Annotated in this window: 18 protein-coding genes; 12 read left to right on the forward strand and 6 right to left on the reverse strand. The window is 73.6% G+C overall.

Features of this window, described 5'->3' with window-relative positions; translation table 11 throughout:
• The 4 genes from G127AT_RS14620 to nirB all read right to left on the reverse strand — a co-directional run bounded on the left by G127AT_RS14620 (position 1) and on the right by nirB (position 6,011).
• Positions 1-1,398, reverse strand: coding sequence for an MFS transporter (locus G127AT_RS14620; RefSeq protein ID WP_210898108.1), 1,398 nt, complete (start codon positions 1,396-1,398; stop codon positions 1-3).
• 130 nt (positions 1,399-1,528) lie between these two features.
• Positions 1,529-2,647, reverse strand: coding sequence for a uroporphyrinogen-III synthase (locus G127AT_RS14625; RefSeq protein ID WP_210898110.1), 1,119 nt, complete (start codon positions 2,645-2,647; stop codon positions 1,529-1,531).
• A complete protein-coding gene (cobA, locus tag G127AT_RS14630; protein WP_210898112.1) occupies positions 2,644-3,417 on the reverse strand; it encodes a uroporphyrinogen-III C-methyltransferase in 774 nt (257 codons plus the stop codon). The genes G127AT_RS14625 and cobA overlap by 4 nt, the downstream gene beginning before the upstream one ends.
• Entirely contained in the window at positions 3,414-6,011 is a 2,598-nt protein-coding gene (nirB, locus tag G127AT_RS14635) for a nitrite reductase large subunit NirB (protein WP_210898114.1), read from the reverse strand. Before nirB ends, cobA begins: the two co-directional genes overlap by 4 nt.
• Positions 6,012-6,224: 213 nt before the next feature.
• Between nirB and nirD the strand changes: the two genes are divergently transcribed.
• Positions 6,225-6,578, forward strand: coding sequence for a nitrite reductase small subunit NirD (nirD, locus tag G127AT_RS14640; RefSeq protein WP_210898116.1), 354 nt, complete (start codon positions 6,225-6,227; stop codon positions 6,576-6,578).
• Positions 6,575-7,276 carry a sirohydrochlorin chelatase gene (locus G127AT_RS14645; protein WP_210898118.1) on the forward strand — a complete coding sequence of 234 codons (702 nt, stop codon included), beginning with the start codon at positions 6,575-6,577 and terminating at the stop codon, positions 7,274-7,276. Before nirD ends, G127AT_RS14645 begins: the two co-directional genes overlap by 4 nt.
• A gap of 53 nt (positions 7,277-7,329) precedes the next feature.
• Here G127AT_RS14645 and map read toward each other — a convergent pair whose 3' ends face one another.
• Entirely contained in the window at positions 7,330-8,097 is a 768-nt protein-coding gene (gene map / locus G127AT_RS14650; protein WP_210898120.1) for a type I methionyl aminopeptidase, read from the reverse strand.
• A gap of 86 nt (positions 8,098-8,183) precedes the next feature.
• Here map and G127AT_RS14655 point away from each other — a divergent pair, with 86 nt between their 5' ends.
• The 10 genes from G127AT_RS14655 (at position 8,184) to G127AT_RS14700 (ending at position 16,286) form a co-directional block, all read left to right on the forward strand.
• Positions 8,184-8,660 (forward strand): hypothetical protein, encoded by a 477-nt coding sequence (locus tag G127AT_RS14655; RefSeq protein ID WP_210898122.1) that lies wholly within the window; start codon positions 8,184-8,186, stop codon positions 8,658-8,660.
• A gap of 184 nt (positions 8,661-8,844) precedes the next feature.
• The gene (gene rplS / locus G127AT_RS14660; RefSeq protein WP_210898124.1) at positions 8,845-9,192 is read left to right on the forward strand and encodes a 50S ribosomal protein L19; all 348 of its coding nucleotides are present in this window, start codon (positions 8,845-8,847) and stop codon (positions 9,190-9,192) included.
• 122 nt (positions 9,193-9,314) lie between these two features.
• Complete coding sequence (gene lepB / locus G127AT_RS14665; protein WP_425305865.1) at positions 9,315-10,058, forward strand: signal peptidase I; 744 nt, start codon at positions 9,315-9,317, stop codon at positions 10,056-10,058.
• Positions 10,055-10,732 carry a ribonuclease HII gene (locus G127AT_RS14670; RefSeq protein ID WP_210898126.1) on the forward strand — a complete coding sequence of 226 codons (678 nt, stop codon included), beginning with the start codon at positions 10,055-10,057 and terminating at the stop codon, positions 10,730-10,732. The genes lepB and G127AT_RS14670 overlap by 4 nt, the downstream gene beginning before the upstream one ends.
• Before the next feature lie 43 nt (positions 10,733-10,775).
• Entirely contained in the window at positions 10,776-11,099 is a 324-nt protein-coding gene (locus tag G127AT_RS14675; RefSeq protein ID WP_210898128.1) for a DUF2469 family protein, read from the forward strand.
• 111 nt (positions 11,100-11,210) lie between these two features.
• Positions 11,211-11,567, forward strand: coding sequence for a YraN family protein (locus G127AT_RS14680; protein WP_210898130.1), 357 nt, complete (start codon positions 11,211-11,213; stop codon positions 11,565-11,567).
• A complete protein-coding gene (locus G127AT_RS14685) occupies positions 11,567-13,126 on the forward strand; it encodes a YifB family Mg chelatase-like AAA ATPase (RefSeq protein WP_210898132.1) in 1,560 nt (519 codons plus the stop codon). Before G127AT_RS14680 ends, G127AT_RS14685 begins: the two co-directional genes overlap by 1 nt.
• On the forward strand, positions 13,123-14,400 hold the full coding sequence (gene dprA, locus G127AT_RS14690; RefSeq protein ID WP_210898134.1) for a DNA-processing protein DprA: 1,278 nt from the start codon (positions 13,123-13,125) through the stop codon (positions 14,398-14,400). The genes G127AT_RS14685 and dprA overlap by 4 nt, the downstream gene beginning before the upstream one ends.
• A 54-nt stretch (positions 14,401-14,454) precedes the next feature.
• Complete coding sequence (locus tag G127AT_RS14695) at positions 14,455-15,360, forward strand: phosphodiesterase (protein WP_210898136.1); 906 nt, start codon at positions 14,455-14,457, stop codon at positions 15,358-15,360.
• Entirely contained in the window at positions 15,360-16,286 is a 927-nt protein-coding gene (locus G127AT_RS14700; protein ID WP_210898138.1) for a tyrosine recombinase XerC, read from the forward strand. Before G127AT_RS14695 ends, G127AT_RS14700 begins: the two co-directional genes overlap by 1 nt.
• Before the next feature lie 9 nt (positions 16,287-16,295).
• Here the strand turns inward: G127AT_RS14700 and G127AT_RS14705 are convergent, their stop codons facing one another.
• Positions 16,296-16,826: a murein hydrolase activator EnvC family protein gene (locus G127AT_RS14705; RefSeq protein WP_210898140.1), complete on the reverse strand. Its 531-nt coding sequence runs from the start codon at positions 16,824-16,826 to the stop codon at positions 16,296-16,298.
• Between the last annotated feature and the right edge of the window lie 116 nt (positions 16,827-16,942).

Genomic DNA, 16,942 nt, shown 5'->3' on the forward strand with positions numbered 1-16,942 from the left:
TCAGATCTTCCGCGCACGGGCGAACGGGGCTCGGACGTACACGGCCCAGGTGAGCACGAGCAGCAGGACGTAGACGGCGACGAACATCCAGAACGCGGTCGCATATCCGCCGGTGGCCTGCGCCGAGAGGTTCAGCGCCTGCGGGATGAGGAAGCCGCCGTAGGCACCGATCGCCGAGATCAGCCCGAGGGCTGCGGCCGCCTTCCGCTGCGTGCCGACGTCGCCGGCCGCATCCGCCGAGGCGCCGCTGCGGAGCGCGAAGACGACCGGCACCATCCGGTACGTCGAGCCGTTGCCGATGCCCGCGGCGGCGAACAGCACGAGGAAGCAGGCCAGGAACAGCCAGAAGCTGCCGAGCGGCAGGGTGAGGATGACGGCGACGGTGACGGCCGCCATGACGGCGAAGGCGGCGACCGTGACCCGCGCCCCGCCGAGCCGGTCGGAGAGCCGCCCGCCGTAGGGGCGGGCGAGCGAGCCGACGAGGGCGCCGAGGAAGGCGAGGGAGAGCGAGGCGCCGCCCACCTGGAACGTCGAGAATGCGGGGAACTGGTCGGCGATGAGCTTCGGGAAGACGCCGGCGAAGCCGATGAAGGAGCCGAAGGTGCCGATGTAGAGCAGCGCGAGCAGCCACAGGTGCGGCTCGCGGAGCGCCGCTGCCGAACCGGCGAGGTCGGCCTTCGCCGAGGAGAGGTTGTCCATGTAGCGGAACGCGCCGAACATGGCGACGACGATGAGCGGAACCCAGATCCACCCCGCCAGGGGCAGGTTCAGGCTCGCCCCTGCGCCGATCGCGATGACGATCGGCACCGCGAACTGGGCGACGGATGCGCCGAGGTTGCCGCCCGCCGCGTTCAGGCCGAGCGCCCAGCCCTTCTCGCGCTGCGGGTAGAAGAAGGTGATGTTCGACATGGAGCTGGCGAAGTTGCCGCCGCCGAAGCCGGCGAGCGCGGCGACGCCGAGCAGCACGCCGAACGGCGTCTCGGGGTTGCCGACGCATACGGCCATGGCGATCGCCGGGATCAGCAGGAGCCCGGCGGAGATGATCGTCCAGTTCCGCCCGCCGAAGATCGGCACGAGGAACGAGTACGGGATGCGCAGGGTCGCCCCGACGAGGCTCGGCATCGAGATCAGCCAGAACACCTCGCTGCTGCCGAGGGCGAAGCCGGCGCCGGGCAGCTGCACGGCGACGATCGACCACAGCTGCCACACGACGAAGCCGAGGAACTCGGCGAACACCGACCAGCCGAGGTTGCGCTTGGCGATCGCCCGCCCCTCGTGCGCCCATTGCACCGGGTCCTCGGGGTTCCACCCGTCGATCCAGCGCCCGCGGCGACGGACGAGGGCGGTGCCGACGGCATCGCCGGCGAGGTTCGCATTGCTCGGTTCGGTGACGGTCATGTCGGCCTCCGCTCGCGGATGGGATCGTGTATGGCGAAGCTATCGACGCCGTGTTTCGGCGGATCGCGCGGGCCGTGAACGTCAGGTCTCGACTCGCTCACCGGCCTCAGGGCGGCGCGTGAGGGAACCGTCACACGTCGACGCGGTAGCCGCGTTTGACGACGGTCGCGATCACGCCCGGCACGCCGAGCGCGGCCCGCAGCCGGCTCATCGCGACCTCGAGGGCGTGCTCGTCGTCGGTGCCGGGCAGGGTGCGGGCGAGGCGTTCGCGGGAGACGACGGACCCGCCGGCGATGACGAGGGTGTGCAGGATCGACCGGCCGGCGGGGGAGAGGGCGATGCGTCGCCCGCCGACCTCGACGACGGATCCGCGGATGCCGAGCGGGCCGTGCCGGGTCTCGAGCCGGGTGACGCCGTGGTGCTCGAGGTGCTCGCAGACGAGGCGGATGAGCGCGCCCATGCGGTAGCGCTCGGGTTGCAGGGGTGCGATCCCGGCATCCACGAGGGGCGCGGCCGTGACCGGCCCGACCGCGGCGGCCACGACCGGCCCGCGCATGGCCTCGGCGAGGGCGCCGGCGCTGCCGTCCGCTTCGGCGGCGGCGAAGAGGGCGTGCACCGCCGGCGCGCTCGTGAACGTCACGCAGTCGACGGTGCCGGCGCAGACGGCGTCGATGAGGCGGTGCACCCGGTCGTCGGCGTCGTCCGGCATCCGCCAGCGGTACGGTTCGACGGTGAGCACGCGCGCGTGGGCGGCCCGCAGACGCTCGAGCTGCGCGGGGTCGAGCACCCCGTGCAACTGCACGGCGACGGTGAGGCCGGGCGGGTACTCGGCGAGCACGGTGTCGACGAGCGAGGCGGTCGTCTCCTCGGGGCTCATTCCGACGTCGTTCAGGCCCGCCGCGCGGATGCCGCCGCGCGCCTTCGGGCCGCGGACGAGGATCGCGGTGGCGGCGAGGGCTTCGACGAGTTCCTGCCCGAGGCCGGCGGCGTCGGCGACTTCGAACCAGCGGCGGATGCCGTACGCGGTCGTGGCGAGCAGCACATCCGGCCGGGCCTCGATGACGGCCCGCGTGTCGGCGATGACGGGGTCGTCGAGCTGCGCGTTCGCGATCCGGAGCGTCGGGGCGTGCAGTACCTGCGCCCCGCGCCGTTCGAAGGCGTCGATGAGGTCGGCGCTGCGACGGTCGCTCGTCACCCCGATGCGGAAGCCTTCGAGCTGATCGGGGCGGAAGCCGGGGATGCCGGTCACGGCGACGCCCCGAGCCCGGCCGCCCGCTGCATGACCTCGCGGGCCGCCCCGTCGCCGCCGGCCGCGAGTCGCACGACCTCGCCGATGACGATGATCGCCGGCGACGCAGCCCGCACGGCCGCCGCCCGGGCGACGACGTCGCCGAGTTCGGCGACCGTCGTGCGCTGCCCGGCCTGGAAGCCGCGTTCGACGATCGCGACGGGCGTGCCGGCGGCCATGCCCGCGCGCACGAGCCCGGCGGCGGTCGCCGGCAGCGTCGTCATCCCCATGAGCACGACGATCGTGCCGCCGAGGCCGGCGAGATGGCCGAGTTCGGCGTCGGAGAGGGGCGCATGGCCCGACACGACGGTGAACATGCAGCTGATGCCGCGGTGGGTGAGCGGGATGCCGGCGGCCCCCGGCACGGCGACGGCGCTCGTCACGCCCGGCACGACGTCGACGGGGATCCCGGCGGCCCGGCAGGCGGCCAGCTCCTCGCCGCCGCGGCCGAGCACGTACGGGTCGCCGCCCTTCAGCCGCACGACCCGGCGCCCGGCGAGCGCATGCTCGACGAGGAGGCGTTCGATCTCGTGCTGCGGGATCGCGTGGTGGCCGGGGCGTTTGCCGACGTCGACGAGCTCGGCCCGCGGCGCCAGCTCGGCGAGATGTTCGTGCGGGGCGAGGCGATCGTAGAGGACGACCTCGGCGCCGGCGAGGGCACGGACGGCCGCGACCGTCAGCAGGTCCTCGCGGCCCGGGCCGCCGCCGACGAGGGTGACCCGCCCGCTCATCGCTCCTCCTCGTTCCGCACGGGGATCGTCGCGCCGGCGATGAGCACGGCGCGACCGTCCTCGACCTCCTCGCGCGTCGCCGGCCGCAACTGGCCCCGCTCCGGCACCCGGGCGACGGTGGGGTCCGGGGTGCCCGGCGCGTTCACGAATGAGCGGAAACGCCGAAGCCGCTCGGGGTCGGCGAGGGTCGCCGCCCATTCGTCCTCGTAGGTGTCGACGTGGCGGGCCATGGCCGCCTCCAGCTCGTCGGCGAGGCCGAGGGAGTCGTGCACGACGACGTCGCGGACGTGGTCGAGGCCGCCCTCGAGGTCCTCGATCCAACGTGCGGTGCGCTGCAGGCGGTCGGCGGTGCGGATGTAGTACATGAGGTAGCGGTCGATGTAGCGCAGCAGCGTGTCGTCGTCGAGGTCGCTGGCGAGCAGCTGCGCGTGCGCCGGCTGGAAGCCGCCGTTGCCGCCGACGTACATGCTCCAGCCCTGCTCGGTGGCGATGACGCCGATGTCCTTGCCGCGCGCCTCGGCGCATTCGCGGGCGCATCCCGACACCCCGAACTTCAGCTTGTGCGGCGAACGCAGGCCCCGGTAGCGGAGCTCGAGGCGCACCGCCATCGCGACCGAATCCTGCACCCCGTACCTGCACCACGTCGATCCGACGCAACTCTTCACGTTCCGCAGGGCCTTGCCGTAGGCCTGACCGGATTCGAAGCCGGCATCCACCAGCCGCCGCCAGATCTCCGGCAGCTGGTCGAGCCGGGCGCCGAAGAGGTCGATGCGCTGGCCGCCGGTGATCTTCGTGTAAAGGCCGAAGTCGAGGGCGACGGCGGCGATGACGGCGAGCTTGTCGGGGGTGATCTCGCCGGCGGGGATGCGGGGCACGACCGAATAGGTGCCGTCCTTCTGCATGTTCGCCATCGCCCGGTCGTTCGTGTCCTGCAGGGTGCCGCGACCCTCGTCGAGGATGTACGAGCCGTGCTGGGCGGCGAGGATGGAGGCGACGACGGGCTTGCAGACGTCGCAGCCGCCGCCGGTGCCGAAGCGGGCGATGATGTCGTCGAAGCTCGTCATCCCGGTGACCCGCACCGACTCGAACAGCTCCTGCCGGCTGAGCTCGAAGTGCTCGCAGAGGGCGCGGGAGGCCTCGATGCCGGATTTGGCCAGTTCGGCGTCGAGGAGTTTCTTCACGAGCGGCACACACGAGCCGCACTGGGTGCCGGCGCGGGTGCAGGCCTTCAGGGCGCCGAGTTCGGTGCACGCCTCGCCGTGCTCCCCGTTGACGGCGTCGCGGACGGTGCCGGCGTCGACGTTGTTGCATGCGCAGACGAGGGCGGATGCCGGCAGCTCGTCGCCGGCCGGCGGCTCCATGCCGGAGGCCGAGAGGTAGGCGGCCGGTTCGGCGGAGAGCTCGGTGCCGAGCAGGGGGCGCAGCGAGGAGTACGGGGCGGCGTCGCCGACGAAGACGCCGCCGAGGAGGGTCTTCGCGTCGTCGGTCGTGACGAGCTTCTGGTACAGGCCGCGCGCCGGGTCCGCATAGACGATCTCGAGGGCGCCCGGCGTGACCGCCAGCGCGTCGCCGAAGCTTGCGACATCCACCCCCGACAGCTTCAGTTTCGTGGCGTCGTCGACGCTCGTGAACTCCGCGGCGCCGCCGAGGAGGCGGTCGGCGACGACCTCGGCCATCGCGTTCGCCGGTGCGACGAGGCCCGTGCACCGGCCGCGGAAGCTCGCGACCTCGCCGATCGCCCAGATCCCGGACCGCGAGGTGCGGCACGCGGTGTCGATCTCGACGCCGCCGCGCGGGCCGAGCTCGAGGCCGAGGTCGCGGGCGAGCTCGTCGCGGGGGCGGATGCCGATCGCGAACACGACGAGGTCGGCGGCCACCTGCTGGCCGTTCGTGAACCCGGCGCCGATGACGCGGCCGCCTTCGATGTGGATCGCCTGGGGCCGGGTGCCGAGGTGCAGGCCGATGCCCTGCGCCCCGATGATGCGCCCGAGGGCGCGGCCGGCTCCCTCGTCGAGCTGGGCCGACATCAGCCAGCCGCCGGAGTGGACGACCGCCGCCCGCGCGCCGAGGGCGGCGAGCCCGCCGGCCGCCTCGAGGCCGAGGAGGCCGCCGCCGGCGACGAGCACCTGCGCAGGCCGGCCGCGTTCGGCGGCGATCCGCTCGGTCTCGGCGACGAGCCGGTCGACGTCCTCGATCGTGCGGTAGACGCGGGCGTGCTCGGCGCCGATGATCTCGGGTACGGGGGCGGTGGATCCCGTCGCCAGCACGAGCTCGTCGTATCCGATCGTGCGGCCCGACGAGGTCGTCGCGATATGCGCGGCATGATCGACGGCGGTCACCGTCTCGCCCGTGATGAGGCGCACCCGCTCCTCGTCCCACATCGCATCGGGCTTCAGGGTCAGATCGACGTCGCCGGCCAGCCGCGTGCTGAGGGCGACCCGGTCGTAGGGCCGGTGCGGTTCCTCGCCGACGACCGTCACCCGCAGGCTCCGCCCGGCATCCCGCTCGTGCAGGCCGTCCGCCAGGCGATGGGCCGCCGGCCCGCCGCCGACGATGAGGATGCGCCGTTCGCGCCCCGGAGTCTGCTCGCTCATTGCCGCCCTCCCGATCGGTATACGGCCGAACGTACGGCGCGGCCGTTTCCGCCGTGTTTCGGAGGCGTAACCGAGCCCGCACCGTGCCCGCACACCGCATCCGCCGCGGTGTGAGGCCGGTTTCACGCGGCCGTAACACGCCGTCGTGCCCGCGAAACACGCCGCGCGTAGCGTCGGGGCAACGCCCCACCGCGAGGCCCGAAGGGATCCGACATGACCGTCACCGCGACCCGCACCGCCTGGCGAGCCGTCTGCCCCGTCGACGAACTCGAACCCGCCTGGGGCGAGGTCGCCCTGCTCGGGGAACGCCAGATCGCCCTGTTCCGCATCGGCCCCGCCGAGGTCTACGCCGTCGACCACCTCGATCCGCGCACCGGCGCACCGGTCATGGCGCGCGGCATCGTCGGCTCCAAACGCGACCGGCCCACGATCGCCTCCCCGCTGCACAAGGAGGTCTACGACCTCGGCACGGGGGAGTGCTACACGGCGCCCGACTACCGCCTCGGCACCTACCGCACCCGCGTCGTCGACGGCGGCATCGAGGTCGAGCTCGGAGTCGCCCGGTGAGCGCCCCCGTGCTCCTCGCCGTCTCGCACGGCACCTCCTCCGAAGCCGGCCGGCGCGCCGTCGCCGCCCTCGTCGACGCCGTCCGCGAAGCGAGCGGCGCCCGCGTCGAAAGCGCCTTCGTCGACGTGCAGCAGCCCGACGTCCCGGCGGCGCTCGCCGCGATCGGCGACCGCTCCGTCGTCGTCGTGCCGCTGCTGCTCTCGGCCGGGTACCACGTGAACGTCGACCTCGTGCGGGAGCTCGAGGCCTTCCCGCGGGCCCGGCTCGCCCGCGCCCTCGGGCCGGACCCGCGTCTGGCGTCCGTGCTCGTCCGGCGCCTGGGCGAGGCCGGACGGGCCCCGGGCGACCGGATCGTGCTCGCCGCCGCCGGCTCGAGCGACCGCTCGGCCGTCGCCGACTGCCGAGCGGTGGCCGGCCTCGCCGCGACCGAGCTCGGCCTGGCGGTGCGACTCGGCTTCCTGTCGGCGGCGCGGCCGAGCGTCGCGCGGGCCGTGGCCAACGCCCGCGCCGTGCATCCGCTCGCGCGGGTCGCCGTCGCGAGCTATCTGCTCGCGCCCGGCTACTTCCACGATCTCGCGGTCGCCGCCGGCGGCGAACTCACGAGCGCGCCGCTCCTCGGCGACGGGCCGGTGCCGGACGAACTCGTCGACGTCGTGCTCGACCGCTACGCGGAGGTCGCGCTGAGCCTCGCGGCCTGAGGCGCGGCCGGACCTCGGCCGGAGCCGGCGGCCGAACGGCGCGGCCGAACCGCTCAGTCGCGCGCCGTGAGCACGATCGGGTCGCCGTCGGTGACCGCGATCGTGTGCTCGGAATGGGCGCCGCGCGAGCCGTCGGCGCTCCGCAGCGTCCAGCCGTCGGGATCGGTGAAGATGCGCTTCGTCGTCTCGAGGAACCACGGCTCGATCGCGATCACGAGGCCCGGCTTCAGCGGCAGGCCGCGGCGGGCGCGGCCGTCGTTCGGCACGTGCGGGTCGCCGTGCATGGTGCGGCCGACGCCGTGGCCGCCGAAGTCGGTGTTGATCTTGTAGCCGGCGCCGTGGCCGACCTCGGCGATCGCCGCGGAGATGTCTCCGATCCGGTTGCCGACGCGGGCGGCGGCGATGCCGGCCTCGAGGGCGAGCTCGGTGGTGCGGATGAGCTTCAGATCGGCGGGCCGCGCCGTGCCGACGACGACCGACACGGCCGAGTCGGCGACCCAGCCGTCGACGGATGCGGCGAAGTCGAGGCTCAGCAGGTCGCCGTCGCGCAGCGTGTAGTCGTGGGGGAGGCCGTGCAGGACCGCGTCGTTGACGGAGGTGCAGATGACCTTGCCGAAGGGGCTCGCGCCGAAGGAGGGGTGGTAGTCGATGTAGCACGACTCGGCGCCGGCCTTCCGGATCATCTCGTGCGCGAGCGCATCGAGCTCCAGCAGGTTGACGCCGACCTTCGCGGCATCCCTCGTCGCCTCGAGCACGCTCGCCACGAAACGGCCCGCCGGCCGCATCCGCTCGAGCTCTGCCGGAGTCCTCAGTTCGATCACGGTGCTCCCTTCCGGCATCCATTCTCCCCGTTCCGCGCTGAGTGAACACCCGGTGGATGCCCGGGCGCGCCGATTAGGCTCGGATCATGCCCCTCCGCAGGCTCTTCTACCGCTGGCGCCTCGCCGCAGTCGTGGCGCTGCCCGCCTGGCTGTTCCTCGGCTGGGGCTTCTTCGGCCAGACCGGCTGGGGCTTCCTCGGCCTCCTGGTCCTCGTGCCCGTCGTGCTCATCGCGCTCGGCGCGGTGGCCCTGCTCATCGGCATGCGGCCGACGGCCCGCGAGACGCGGGCGGCCTCGTGGCCCGACGTCGCCGTGCTGGCCGCGTGGCACGCGAGCCTCGTCGGCCTCGGATTCTTCGGCGAGACGGCCACGCTCTTCGGGGTGCTCGCGCTCCTGCTCGGCATCGCGGCGTTCTGGCTCGCGCTGTGGCAGCTGATGCGCGACGGCTCCCGGCGCATGCAGGCCTTCGCCGAGGCGCAGCGGCGGGCCGCCGGCACGCCGCCCGGGCGTCTGCCGCCGGAGGACGGCGGCGAATACCTCGTCATCCGCGAGTCGCGCGACTGAGCCGCGAGGGGCGATGCCCGCCGCGCATTGGCGGCCGGGGCCGGTTCATGGCAGAATAGACGCTTGTGCCGCCGCAGGGCTCTGCCTCCGGGGAGCACGCGTGCGCTTCCGCACGCGGTGCGGCACCGGATTCTTTTCCCATGAATCGCGTTCGACCGGTGGCGGGCGCAGAGAGCGAACCATCATGCACATCCTCGATTCCGTCGACGCAGCGAGCCTGAAGTCGGATATCCCCGACTTCCGCCCCGGCGACACCGTCAAGGTGCACGTCAACATCATCGAAGGCACGCGCAGCCGTATCCAGGTCTTCCAGGGCGTCGTCATCGGCCGCTCGGGCGACGGCGTGCGCGAGACCTTCACCGTCCGCAAGGTGAGCTTCCAGGTCGGCGTCGAGCGCACCTTCCCGGTCCACTCGCCGGTGATCGACCACATCGAGGTCGTCACCCGCGGCGACGTGCGTCGCGCGAAGCTGTACTACCTCCGCGGTCTCCGCGGCAAGAAGGCCAAGATCCGCGAGAAGCGCGAGAGCTGAGCCGTCGCGTCCCTGCACGCGAGACCGGACTCCCCGACCTAGACTGGTCGAGGAGTCCGGTTTTTTCATGCGGACTGTACGACGGTCCGCATGACGCGGGGCGGGGCGCGGAGGCTGAAGCGGTGACCGACACGGGCGAGGCGATCGAGGACGAGCAGGACCGCGGTCGCCGCAGGCGGCGGGGGCTGCTGCTGTTCCTGCGGGACCTCCTCATCATCTTCGTGGTCGCCGTCCTGGTGTCCTTCCTCATCAAGACCTTCCTCATCCGCTCCTTCTTCATCCCCTCGCGCTCGATGGAGCACACCCTCGAGGTCGACGACCGCATCATCGTCAACGAGCTCGTCCCCGACCTCGTGGGCCTCGAACGCGGCGACGTCGTCGTGTTCAAGGATCCGGGCGGCTGGCTCACCCCCCAGCCCGAGCCCGAGCAGCCGCCGCTCGTGGCCGCCTTCGACTGGTTCCTCGGCTTCGTCGGCCTCACGGCTCCCGACTCGAACGACCACCTCGTCAAACGCGTCATCGGTCTGCCGGGCGACACCGTCGCCTGCTGCAACGCCCTCGGGCAGATGACCGTCAACGACGTCCCGCTCGACGAGCCGTATGTGACGCTGCCGCCGAACGAGCAGCGCGTCTCGGCGATCGATTTCGAGACGACGGTGCCCGACGACCGCCTCTGGGTCATGGGCGACAACCGCTACAACTCCAAGGACTCCCGCTACAACGGCGACACGCCCTCCGAGGGCTTCGTGCCGATCGACAACGTCGTCGGCCGTGCCTTCGTCGTCAGCTGGCCCATCGAGCGCTGGGCGTGGCTCGACAACTATCCGAAGGTCTTCTCCGGCGTCGACGAGGGCAACGGATCGTGAGCCCCGTGCTGCCGCGCTTCTTCCACGAGCAGCGCCTGTTCGACGCGGGCGCGCCGTTCGTCATCGGCGTCGACGAGGTGGGGCGCGGGGCCATCGCCGGCCCCGTGACGGTCGGCGTGGCCGCCGTCCACGCCGCGATCGGGCCGTGGCCGGACGGCCTGCGCGACTCGAAGCTGCTCGCCGAGCCGAAGCGGGAGTCGCTGCATCCGCTCGTGGCCGAGTGGGTCGCCGGCTGCTGGGCGGTCGGCGAGGCGAGCGCCGAGGAGATCGACCGCATCGGCATCGTCGCCGCCCTGGGCCTGGCCGGAACACGCGCCCTCGACGTCCTGTTCGCCGCCCGTGCCGGTGTCGCGGCGGGCACCGTCCTCCTCGACGGCGCCCACGACTGGCTGACGCCGGCCCTGGCCCGCACGGCCCCGGCGCGCACGGTCGAGGTGCGCATCCGACCGAAGGCCGACCGCGACTGCGCGAGCGTGGCGGCCGCATCCGTCCTCGCGAAGGTGCATCGGGATCGCTTCATGCGCGCCGCGCACGTCGAGACCCCCGGCTACGGCTGGGATGCCAACAAGGGGTATGGATCCGCCGCCCACCGTGCGGCCGTCTCCGAACTGGGGCCGAGCCCGCTGCACCGCATCAGCTGGCTCGGGAACGAGCCCCTCGACATCCCGGCCTGAGGGGCGGGCCGGGCCTGCCGTTCGGCGGCGTAGGATCGTCGTGATGGATGAGGACGAGTTCGAGGACTACGACCGCGAGGTCGAGCTGGCCCTGTACCGCGAGTACCGCGACATCGTGTCGCAGTTCAAATACGTCGTCGAGACGGAACGGCGCTTCTACCTCGCGAACGAGGTGGAGCTCGTGCGGCAGGATGCGGAGCACGATTTCTACTTCGAGATCACGATGCGCGACGTGTGGGTGTGGGATGTGTACCGCTCCGATCGCTTCGTGAAGTCGGTGCGGGTGCTGACGTTCAAGGACGTCAACGTCGAAGAGCTCGCCGCCCGCGACTTCGAACTGCCGAAGGAACTCGCGCTCGACGAATAGTCGGCGCCTCTCCTCCACAGCCCCCTCCGCCGGGGCCGGTTCCCACGGATTCCCCGGATCGGCCGTGCACGGCCCCGCCCCGGCGTCACGCTGGTCGCGGAGGTGGTGCGAATGGCGCACAAAGACGAACTCGGCCGGCACGGCGAAGAACTCGCGGTCAGGCATCTGACGGCCGCGGGCCTGACGATCCTGGACCGCAACTGGCGGTGCCGGATCGGCGAGCTGGACATCGTCGCGATGGATGCCGGTGAGACGGTCTTCGTCGAGGTGAAGACGAGATCGGGGGCCGGCTACGGCCATCCGTTCGACGCGATCACACCGGTGAAGCTCGCCCGCATCCGCCGGCTGGCGTCGGCGTGGTGCGAAGCGCGCGAGCATGCGACGAGACGCCGACGGGTGGATGCGATCGCGGTGACGGCCCCGCCCGGCCGACCGGCGACCATCGAGCACCTGCGGGGCGTGAGCTGATGGGCGTGGTCCGCACCGCGAGCATCGGGCTCGTCGGCCTCGAGGGCACGGTCGTCGAGATCGAGGCGGATCTCTCCGCGAATCTCCCCGCGCTCGTCATCATCGGCCTGCCCGACGCCTCGCTCGCCGAGGCGCGCGAGCGGGTCCGCTCGGCGGCCGTGAACGCCGGGTGCGCGCTGCCGAACCGCCGCCTCACGGTCAACCTCTCGCCGGCGTCGCTGCCGAAGCACGGGTCGGGCTTCGACCTGGCCATCGCCGTGGCCTGCCTGGCGGCGGCCGGCGCAATCGAGCCCGCCTCGATCGAGGGGGTCGTCCACCTCGGCGAACTGGGGCTCGACGGGCGGCTGCGCCCGATCGACGGGGTGCTGCCCGCGGTGCTCGCGGCGATGCGCGCCGGGTTCCGGGCGGTGATGGTGCCGACGGCGAACCTCGCCGAGGCCGAGCTCGTCCCCGGAATCCGCGCGATCGGCGTCGCCTCGCTCCGCGACGCCCTCATCCACCACGGCGGCACGCTGGAGCCGGTGCCGGTCGAGCCCGTCGCCCTCGCCGCGAAACCCGGCGCCGGCACGGATGCCCCCGAGCCGGAGCTCGCCGAGGTCATCGGCAACGTCGAGGCCGTCGATGCGTTGCTCACGGCCGCTGCCGGCGGTCACCACCTGTACCTGCTCGGCCCGCCCGGCGCAGGCAAGACGATGCTTGCCTCCCGCCTGCCCGGCCTGCTGCCCGACCTCGGCGACGACGCGGCGCTCGAGGCCGCCTCGCTCGCCTCGCTCGCCGGCCGCCCTCCCGTCGGCGGGCTCGGCCGCCGACCGCCCTACGAGGCGCCGCACCATACGGCGACCGCGGCATCCATCGTCGGCGGCGGCAGCCGCGTCATCCGGCCCGGCGCCGCCGCACGCGCCTCGCACGGGGTGCTCTTCCTCGACGAGGCGCCCGAGTTCCCCGCATCGGTGCTCGATGTGCTCCGGCAACCGCTCGAATCCGGGGTCATCACCATCCACCGTTCGAACGCGGTCGCGAGCTTTCCGGCATCGTTCCAGCTCGTCATCGCCGCCAACCCCTGCCCGTGCGGCGGCTGGGGCTCGAAGGCGCCCGGCGAGCTCGTCGACGCCTGCGTGTGCCCGTCGGCGGCGCGCAGGCGATACCTGGGGCGGATCTCCGGGCCGCTGATGGATCGCGTCGACCTGCGCCTGTGGGTGCCGCGCGTGACCCCGGCGCAGCTGCGCATGTCCGCCGCAGGGGGCGCGCTGACGACCGAGGCCGCACGGGCCCGCGTGGTCGCCGCCCGAGGCGCCGCCGCCGAGAGACTGGCCGGCACCCCATGGAGCCGCAACGCCGAGGTGCCGGGCGCCTGGATCCGGGGCGAGGGCGGCCTCCACCCCGGCGGGCGGGCGACCGCCGCCCTAGACCGCGCGCTCGAACGCGGCTCCGTCACGATGCGCGGCTACGACCGCACCCTGAAGGTCGCCTGGACCCTCGCCGATCTGGCCGGCCTCGCCGTGCCCGGCGTCGACGAGATCGGGCAGGCGCTGTACTACCGAGAAGGACTCCCGACATGACCGAGACCATTCCCGCCGCGACCGTCGGAGCATCCGGCCCGCTGAGTCCGGCTGCGCTCCACGGCGAGCTCGGCGCGGTGCGCCGCGGACTCCGGGCGACCGACGACGAGGAACTCCTCGCCCGAGTCGTGCTCGCGGCGCTCGCCGAACCCGGCGACGGTGTGGCCGGCCGCCTCGCGGCCGCACTGGGGCACGCGCGCCTCGCAGCCCTCCTCCGCGCCGGGACCGGGGCGGCGGCCCTCCACGAGGCGGCGGTCGCCGCAGGCGAGACGCTCGCCGCCCGGCAGCTCGGCCAGGCGATGGACCGCTGGCGGCCGCGCATGGATGCCGCCCGGATCGCGCTCGGGGTGCGCCGGGCGGCGGCGATCGGCGCACGCCTGCTCGTCCCCGGCGACGAGGCCTGGCCTTCCGGGCTCGACGACCTCGGCGAACACGCACCGCATCTGCTCTGGGTGCGCGGCGATCCGGGGGCGCTTCGCACTCCGGGCGTCGCCCTCGTCGGCGCCCGCGCCGCCACCGGCTACGGGCAGGGGGTCGCGATCGAGCTGGCCGCAGGGCTCGCCGATCGCGGCATGGGCGTCGTCTCGGGCGGTGCCTACGGCATCGACGGCGCGGCGCACCGTTCGGCGCTCGCGAGCGGCGGCACGACGGTCGCGTACCTCGCCGGAGGCATCGACCGGCTGTATCCGGCCGGCCATGAGGAGCTGCTGCGGTCGATCATCGAGCGCGGCGCGGTCGCCTCCGAGGTGCCGCCCGGCTCGGCCCCGACGAAATGGCGCTTCCTGCAGCGGAACCGGTGCATAGCCGCTGCGAGCGCCGCGACCGTCGTCGTCGAGGCCGGGTTGCGCTCGGGGTCGCTGAACACCGCCGCCCATGCGGCGACCCTCGGCAGGCCGCTCGGGGCGGTGCCCGGCCCGGTCACGAGCCCGGCGTCTGCCGGATGCCACCGGCTGCTCCGCGAGTTCGACGCGGTGTGCATCGTCGACGCGGGCCAGGCCGGCGAGCTCGCCGGCATCGAGCCCGGCGAGCTCGATCGCCCCGCAGCATCCACCGCTGCCGCATCGCCCGCGCCTCCGCAACCCGCCCGGGCCGGCTCGACGGAGGTGCGCGTCCGCGACGCCCTGAGCCGCCGTACCGCGCGCAGCGTCGGCGAGATCGCGGCCCGAAGCGGGCTCTCGACGGCGGAGGTCATGGGCGTCCTCGGTCGCCTCGACCTGGAAGGGGCGGCCTCACGGCGGCCCGAGGGGTGGGTCGCCGTACGCGCCGCCGGCTGACCGGGCCGCGTCGGCGGCCCTCCCTATGCTGGGGGCATCCCGCAAGGAGGTCCCATGCCCGGCATCCGGCTCGGCCGCTACCCGGCGGCCCGCCACACCCTCGTCCACCTGAGCGACACGCATTTCCTGGCCGGCGGCGCTCCGCTGTCCGGCACGGTCGATACCGAGTCCTCCCTCGACCGGGCGGTGCGGCAGCTCGAGCGGCTCGCCGGCGGCGTCGACGCGATCGTCGTCACCGGCGATGTGACCGATCTCGGCGAGCCCGACGCCTACCGGCGCGTGCGGGCCCGGCTCGAGCCGCTCGCCGGGCGGCTGGGCGCACGGATCGTGTGGGTCATGGGCAACCACGACGAACGCGGGGCGTTCCGGGCCGGTCTCCTCGACGGGCCGGCCGTCGACGACCCGGTCGACACGGTCGCCGACGTCGACGGACTCCGCATCGTGGCCCTCGACTCGACCGTGCCCGGCTACCACCACGGCGAACTCTCCGACGATCGTCTCGCGTGGCTGGACGAGGTGCTCACCGAGCCGGCACCGTCCGGCACGGTCATCGCCATGCATCACGCCCCGCTGCCGACGCCGCTCGGCATCATGGACATCCTGGAGCTGCGCGATCAGGACGCCTTCGCCGAGGTCGTCCGCGGGCGCGATGTGCGGGCGATCCTCGGCGGTCACCTGCACTACGCGACGAACGGGACCTTCGCCGGCATCCCCGTCGCCGTGGCCGGCGCCGTCAGCTACACGATGGACCTCTCGGCCCCGCCGCGCGAGCTGCGCGGCATCGACGGCGGCCGGAGCCTGAACCTCGTCCACCTCTTCGAAGAGGAGGTCGTCACCTCCGTCGTGCCGATCACCGAGGCGCGCGAGGTCGCCTCCTTCTCTGCCGAGGTGCTCGCCCGCCTCGAGGCGATGACGCCGGAGGAGCGGCTCGAGGCCTTCTCTCGGAAACCGGCGGGCTGATGCGGCTGGATGCGGCCATCGCCGGCTACCTCGAGGCGGTCCGGCTGGAGCGAGGCGCCTCGCCGAACACGGTGAGGGCATACCGTTCCGACCTCGAGCAGCTGGCCGGCTTCGCCGCCGCCCGCGGGGTGGACGAGCTCGCCGGGCTCGATCTCGCGCTGCTCAGGGACTGGCTCTTCGAGGCGGATGCGCGCGGGCTTTCGCGGGCCTCGATCGCGAGGCGTTCGGCGGCGGCGCGGGGCCTGACGTCCTGGGCGGAGCGGCGCGAACTCGCCCGGACGGATGCCGGGGCCCGCCTGCGAGCGCCGAAGGCCCACCGCTCGTTGCCGCGGGTGCTCCGCGGCGACGACGTCGAGCGCATCCTCCGCGGCCTCGGCGAGCGGGCCGCCGGCGGAGAGCCGGTCGCCGTCCGCGATCGGGCGATCGTGGAACTGCTCTATGCGGCCGCGCTGCGCGTCTCGGAGCTCACCGGCCTCGACCTGGGCGGCGTCGACCGCTCCGCGCGAACGGTCCGCGTGCTCGGCAAGGGCGGCAAGGAACGCGTCGTGCCCTACGGGGCGCCGGCCGAGCGGGCCCTCGGCCGGTGGATCGACGAGGCTCGCCCGGCGATGCTCGCCGCGGCCGGCGCTGCGGCATCCGCCCGCGCGCAGCCGGCGCTCTTCCTCGGGGTGCGCGGCGGCCGCATCGACCCGCGGGTCGTCCGCCGCCTCGTCGGCGGTCTGCTCGCCGAAGCCCCCGGTTCCGGCCCCGACGGCCCGCACGCGTTCCGGCACAGCGCGGCGACCCACCTCCTCGACGGCGGCGCCGACCTGCGCAGCGTCCAGGAGTTCCTCGGCCACGCGAGCCTCGGCACCACACAGATCTACACGCACGTCTCGGCCGAGCGGCTGAAGGAGAGCTACCGGACGGCGCACCCTCGCGCGTGAGGCCGGCCGTCACGACGGGTCCTGCGGCAGCAGCACCGAGCGCGGAATGCCGCCGAGGAACCGCAGGGGAGAGACGTAGTCCCCGTCGACGCGCACGCCGAGGTGCACGCAGGAGCCGTCGCAGTGGCCGCCGTCTGCGACCACGCCGAGCGGCTGCCCGCGTCCGACGGCGGTTCCGGCCGGGAGCGCCGAGAGCACCGGCTCCATCGAGACGAGCACGCCGTCGCCGGTGTCGACGGTGACGACGGCTCGGTCGACGACCGTGCCGGCGAAGCTCACCACGCCGTCGGCGGGGGAGCGGATGCCGTCGCCCGGCGCCGAGGCGAGGTCGACGCCGCGGTGCCCGGCCGCGTAGCGGGTCTCGGGCGCACGGTACGGGGCGACGATGCGGACGGGCGTGATGGGCCAGATCCAGTCGCCGGCCGCGTCGACCGCGGGCGCGCCGAGCGGCACGGCGTGCGCCGGGGACGGAACGGCGAGCACAAGCAGGGCGGCGAGAGGAGCGGATGCGATCAGTCGGCGGATGCGCGTGGGGGGCATGCGGGCCAGTCTGCGACGGGTCCGGCGGTCCATGCGCCGATTCCGAGGATCGGTGGATCCGGCGGGCTCGGCGGGCGCCTGTGGAGGAGGGGCCGTCTGATAGCATTGACCCTGCA

Source organism: Agromyces archimandritae (assembly GCF_018024495.1).
In the GTDB taxonomy this organism is placed as follows: domain Bacteria; phylum Actinomycetota; class Actinomycetes; order Actinomycetales; family Microbacteriaceae; genus Agromyces; species Agromyces archimandritae.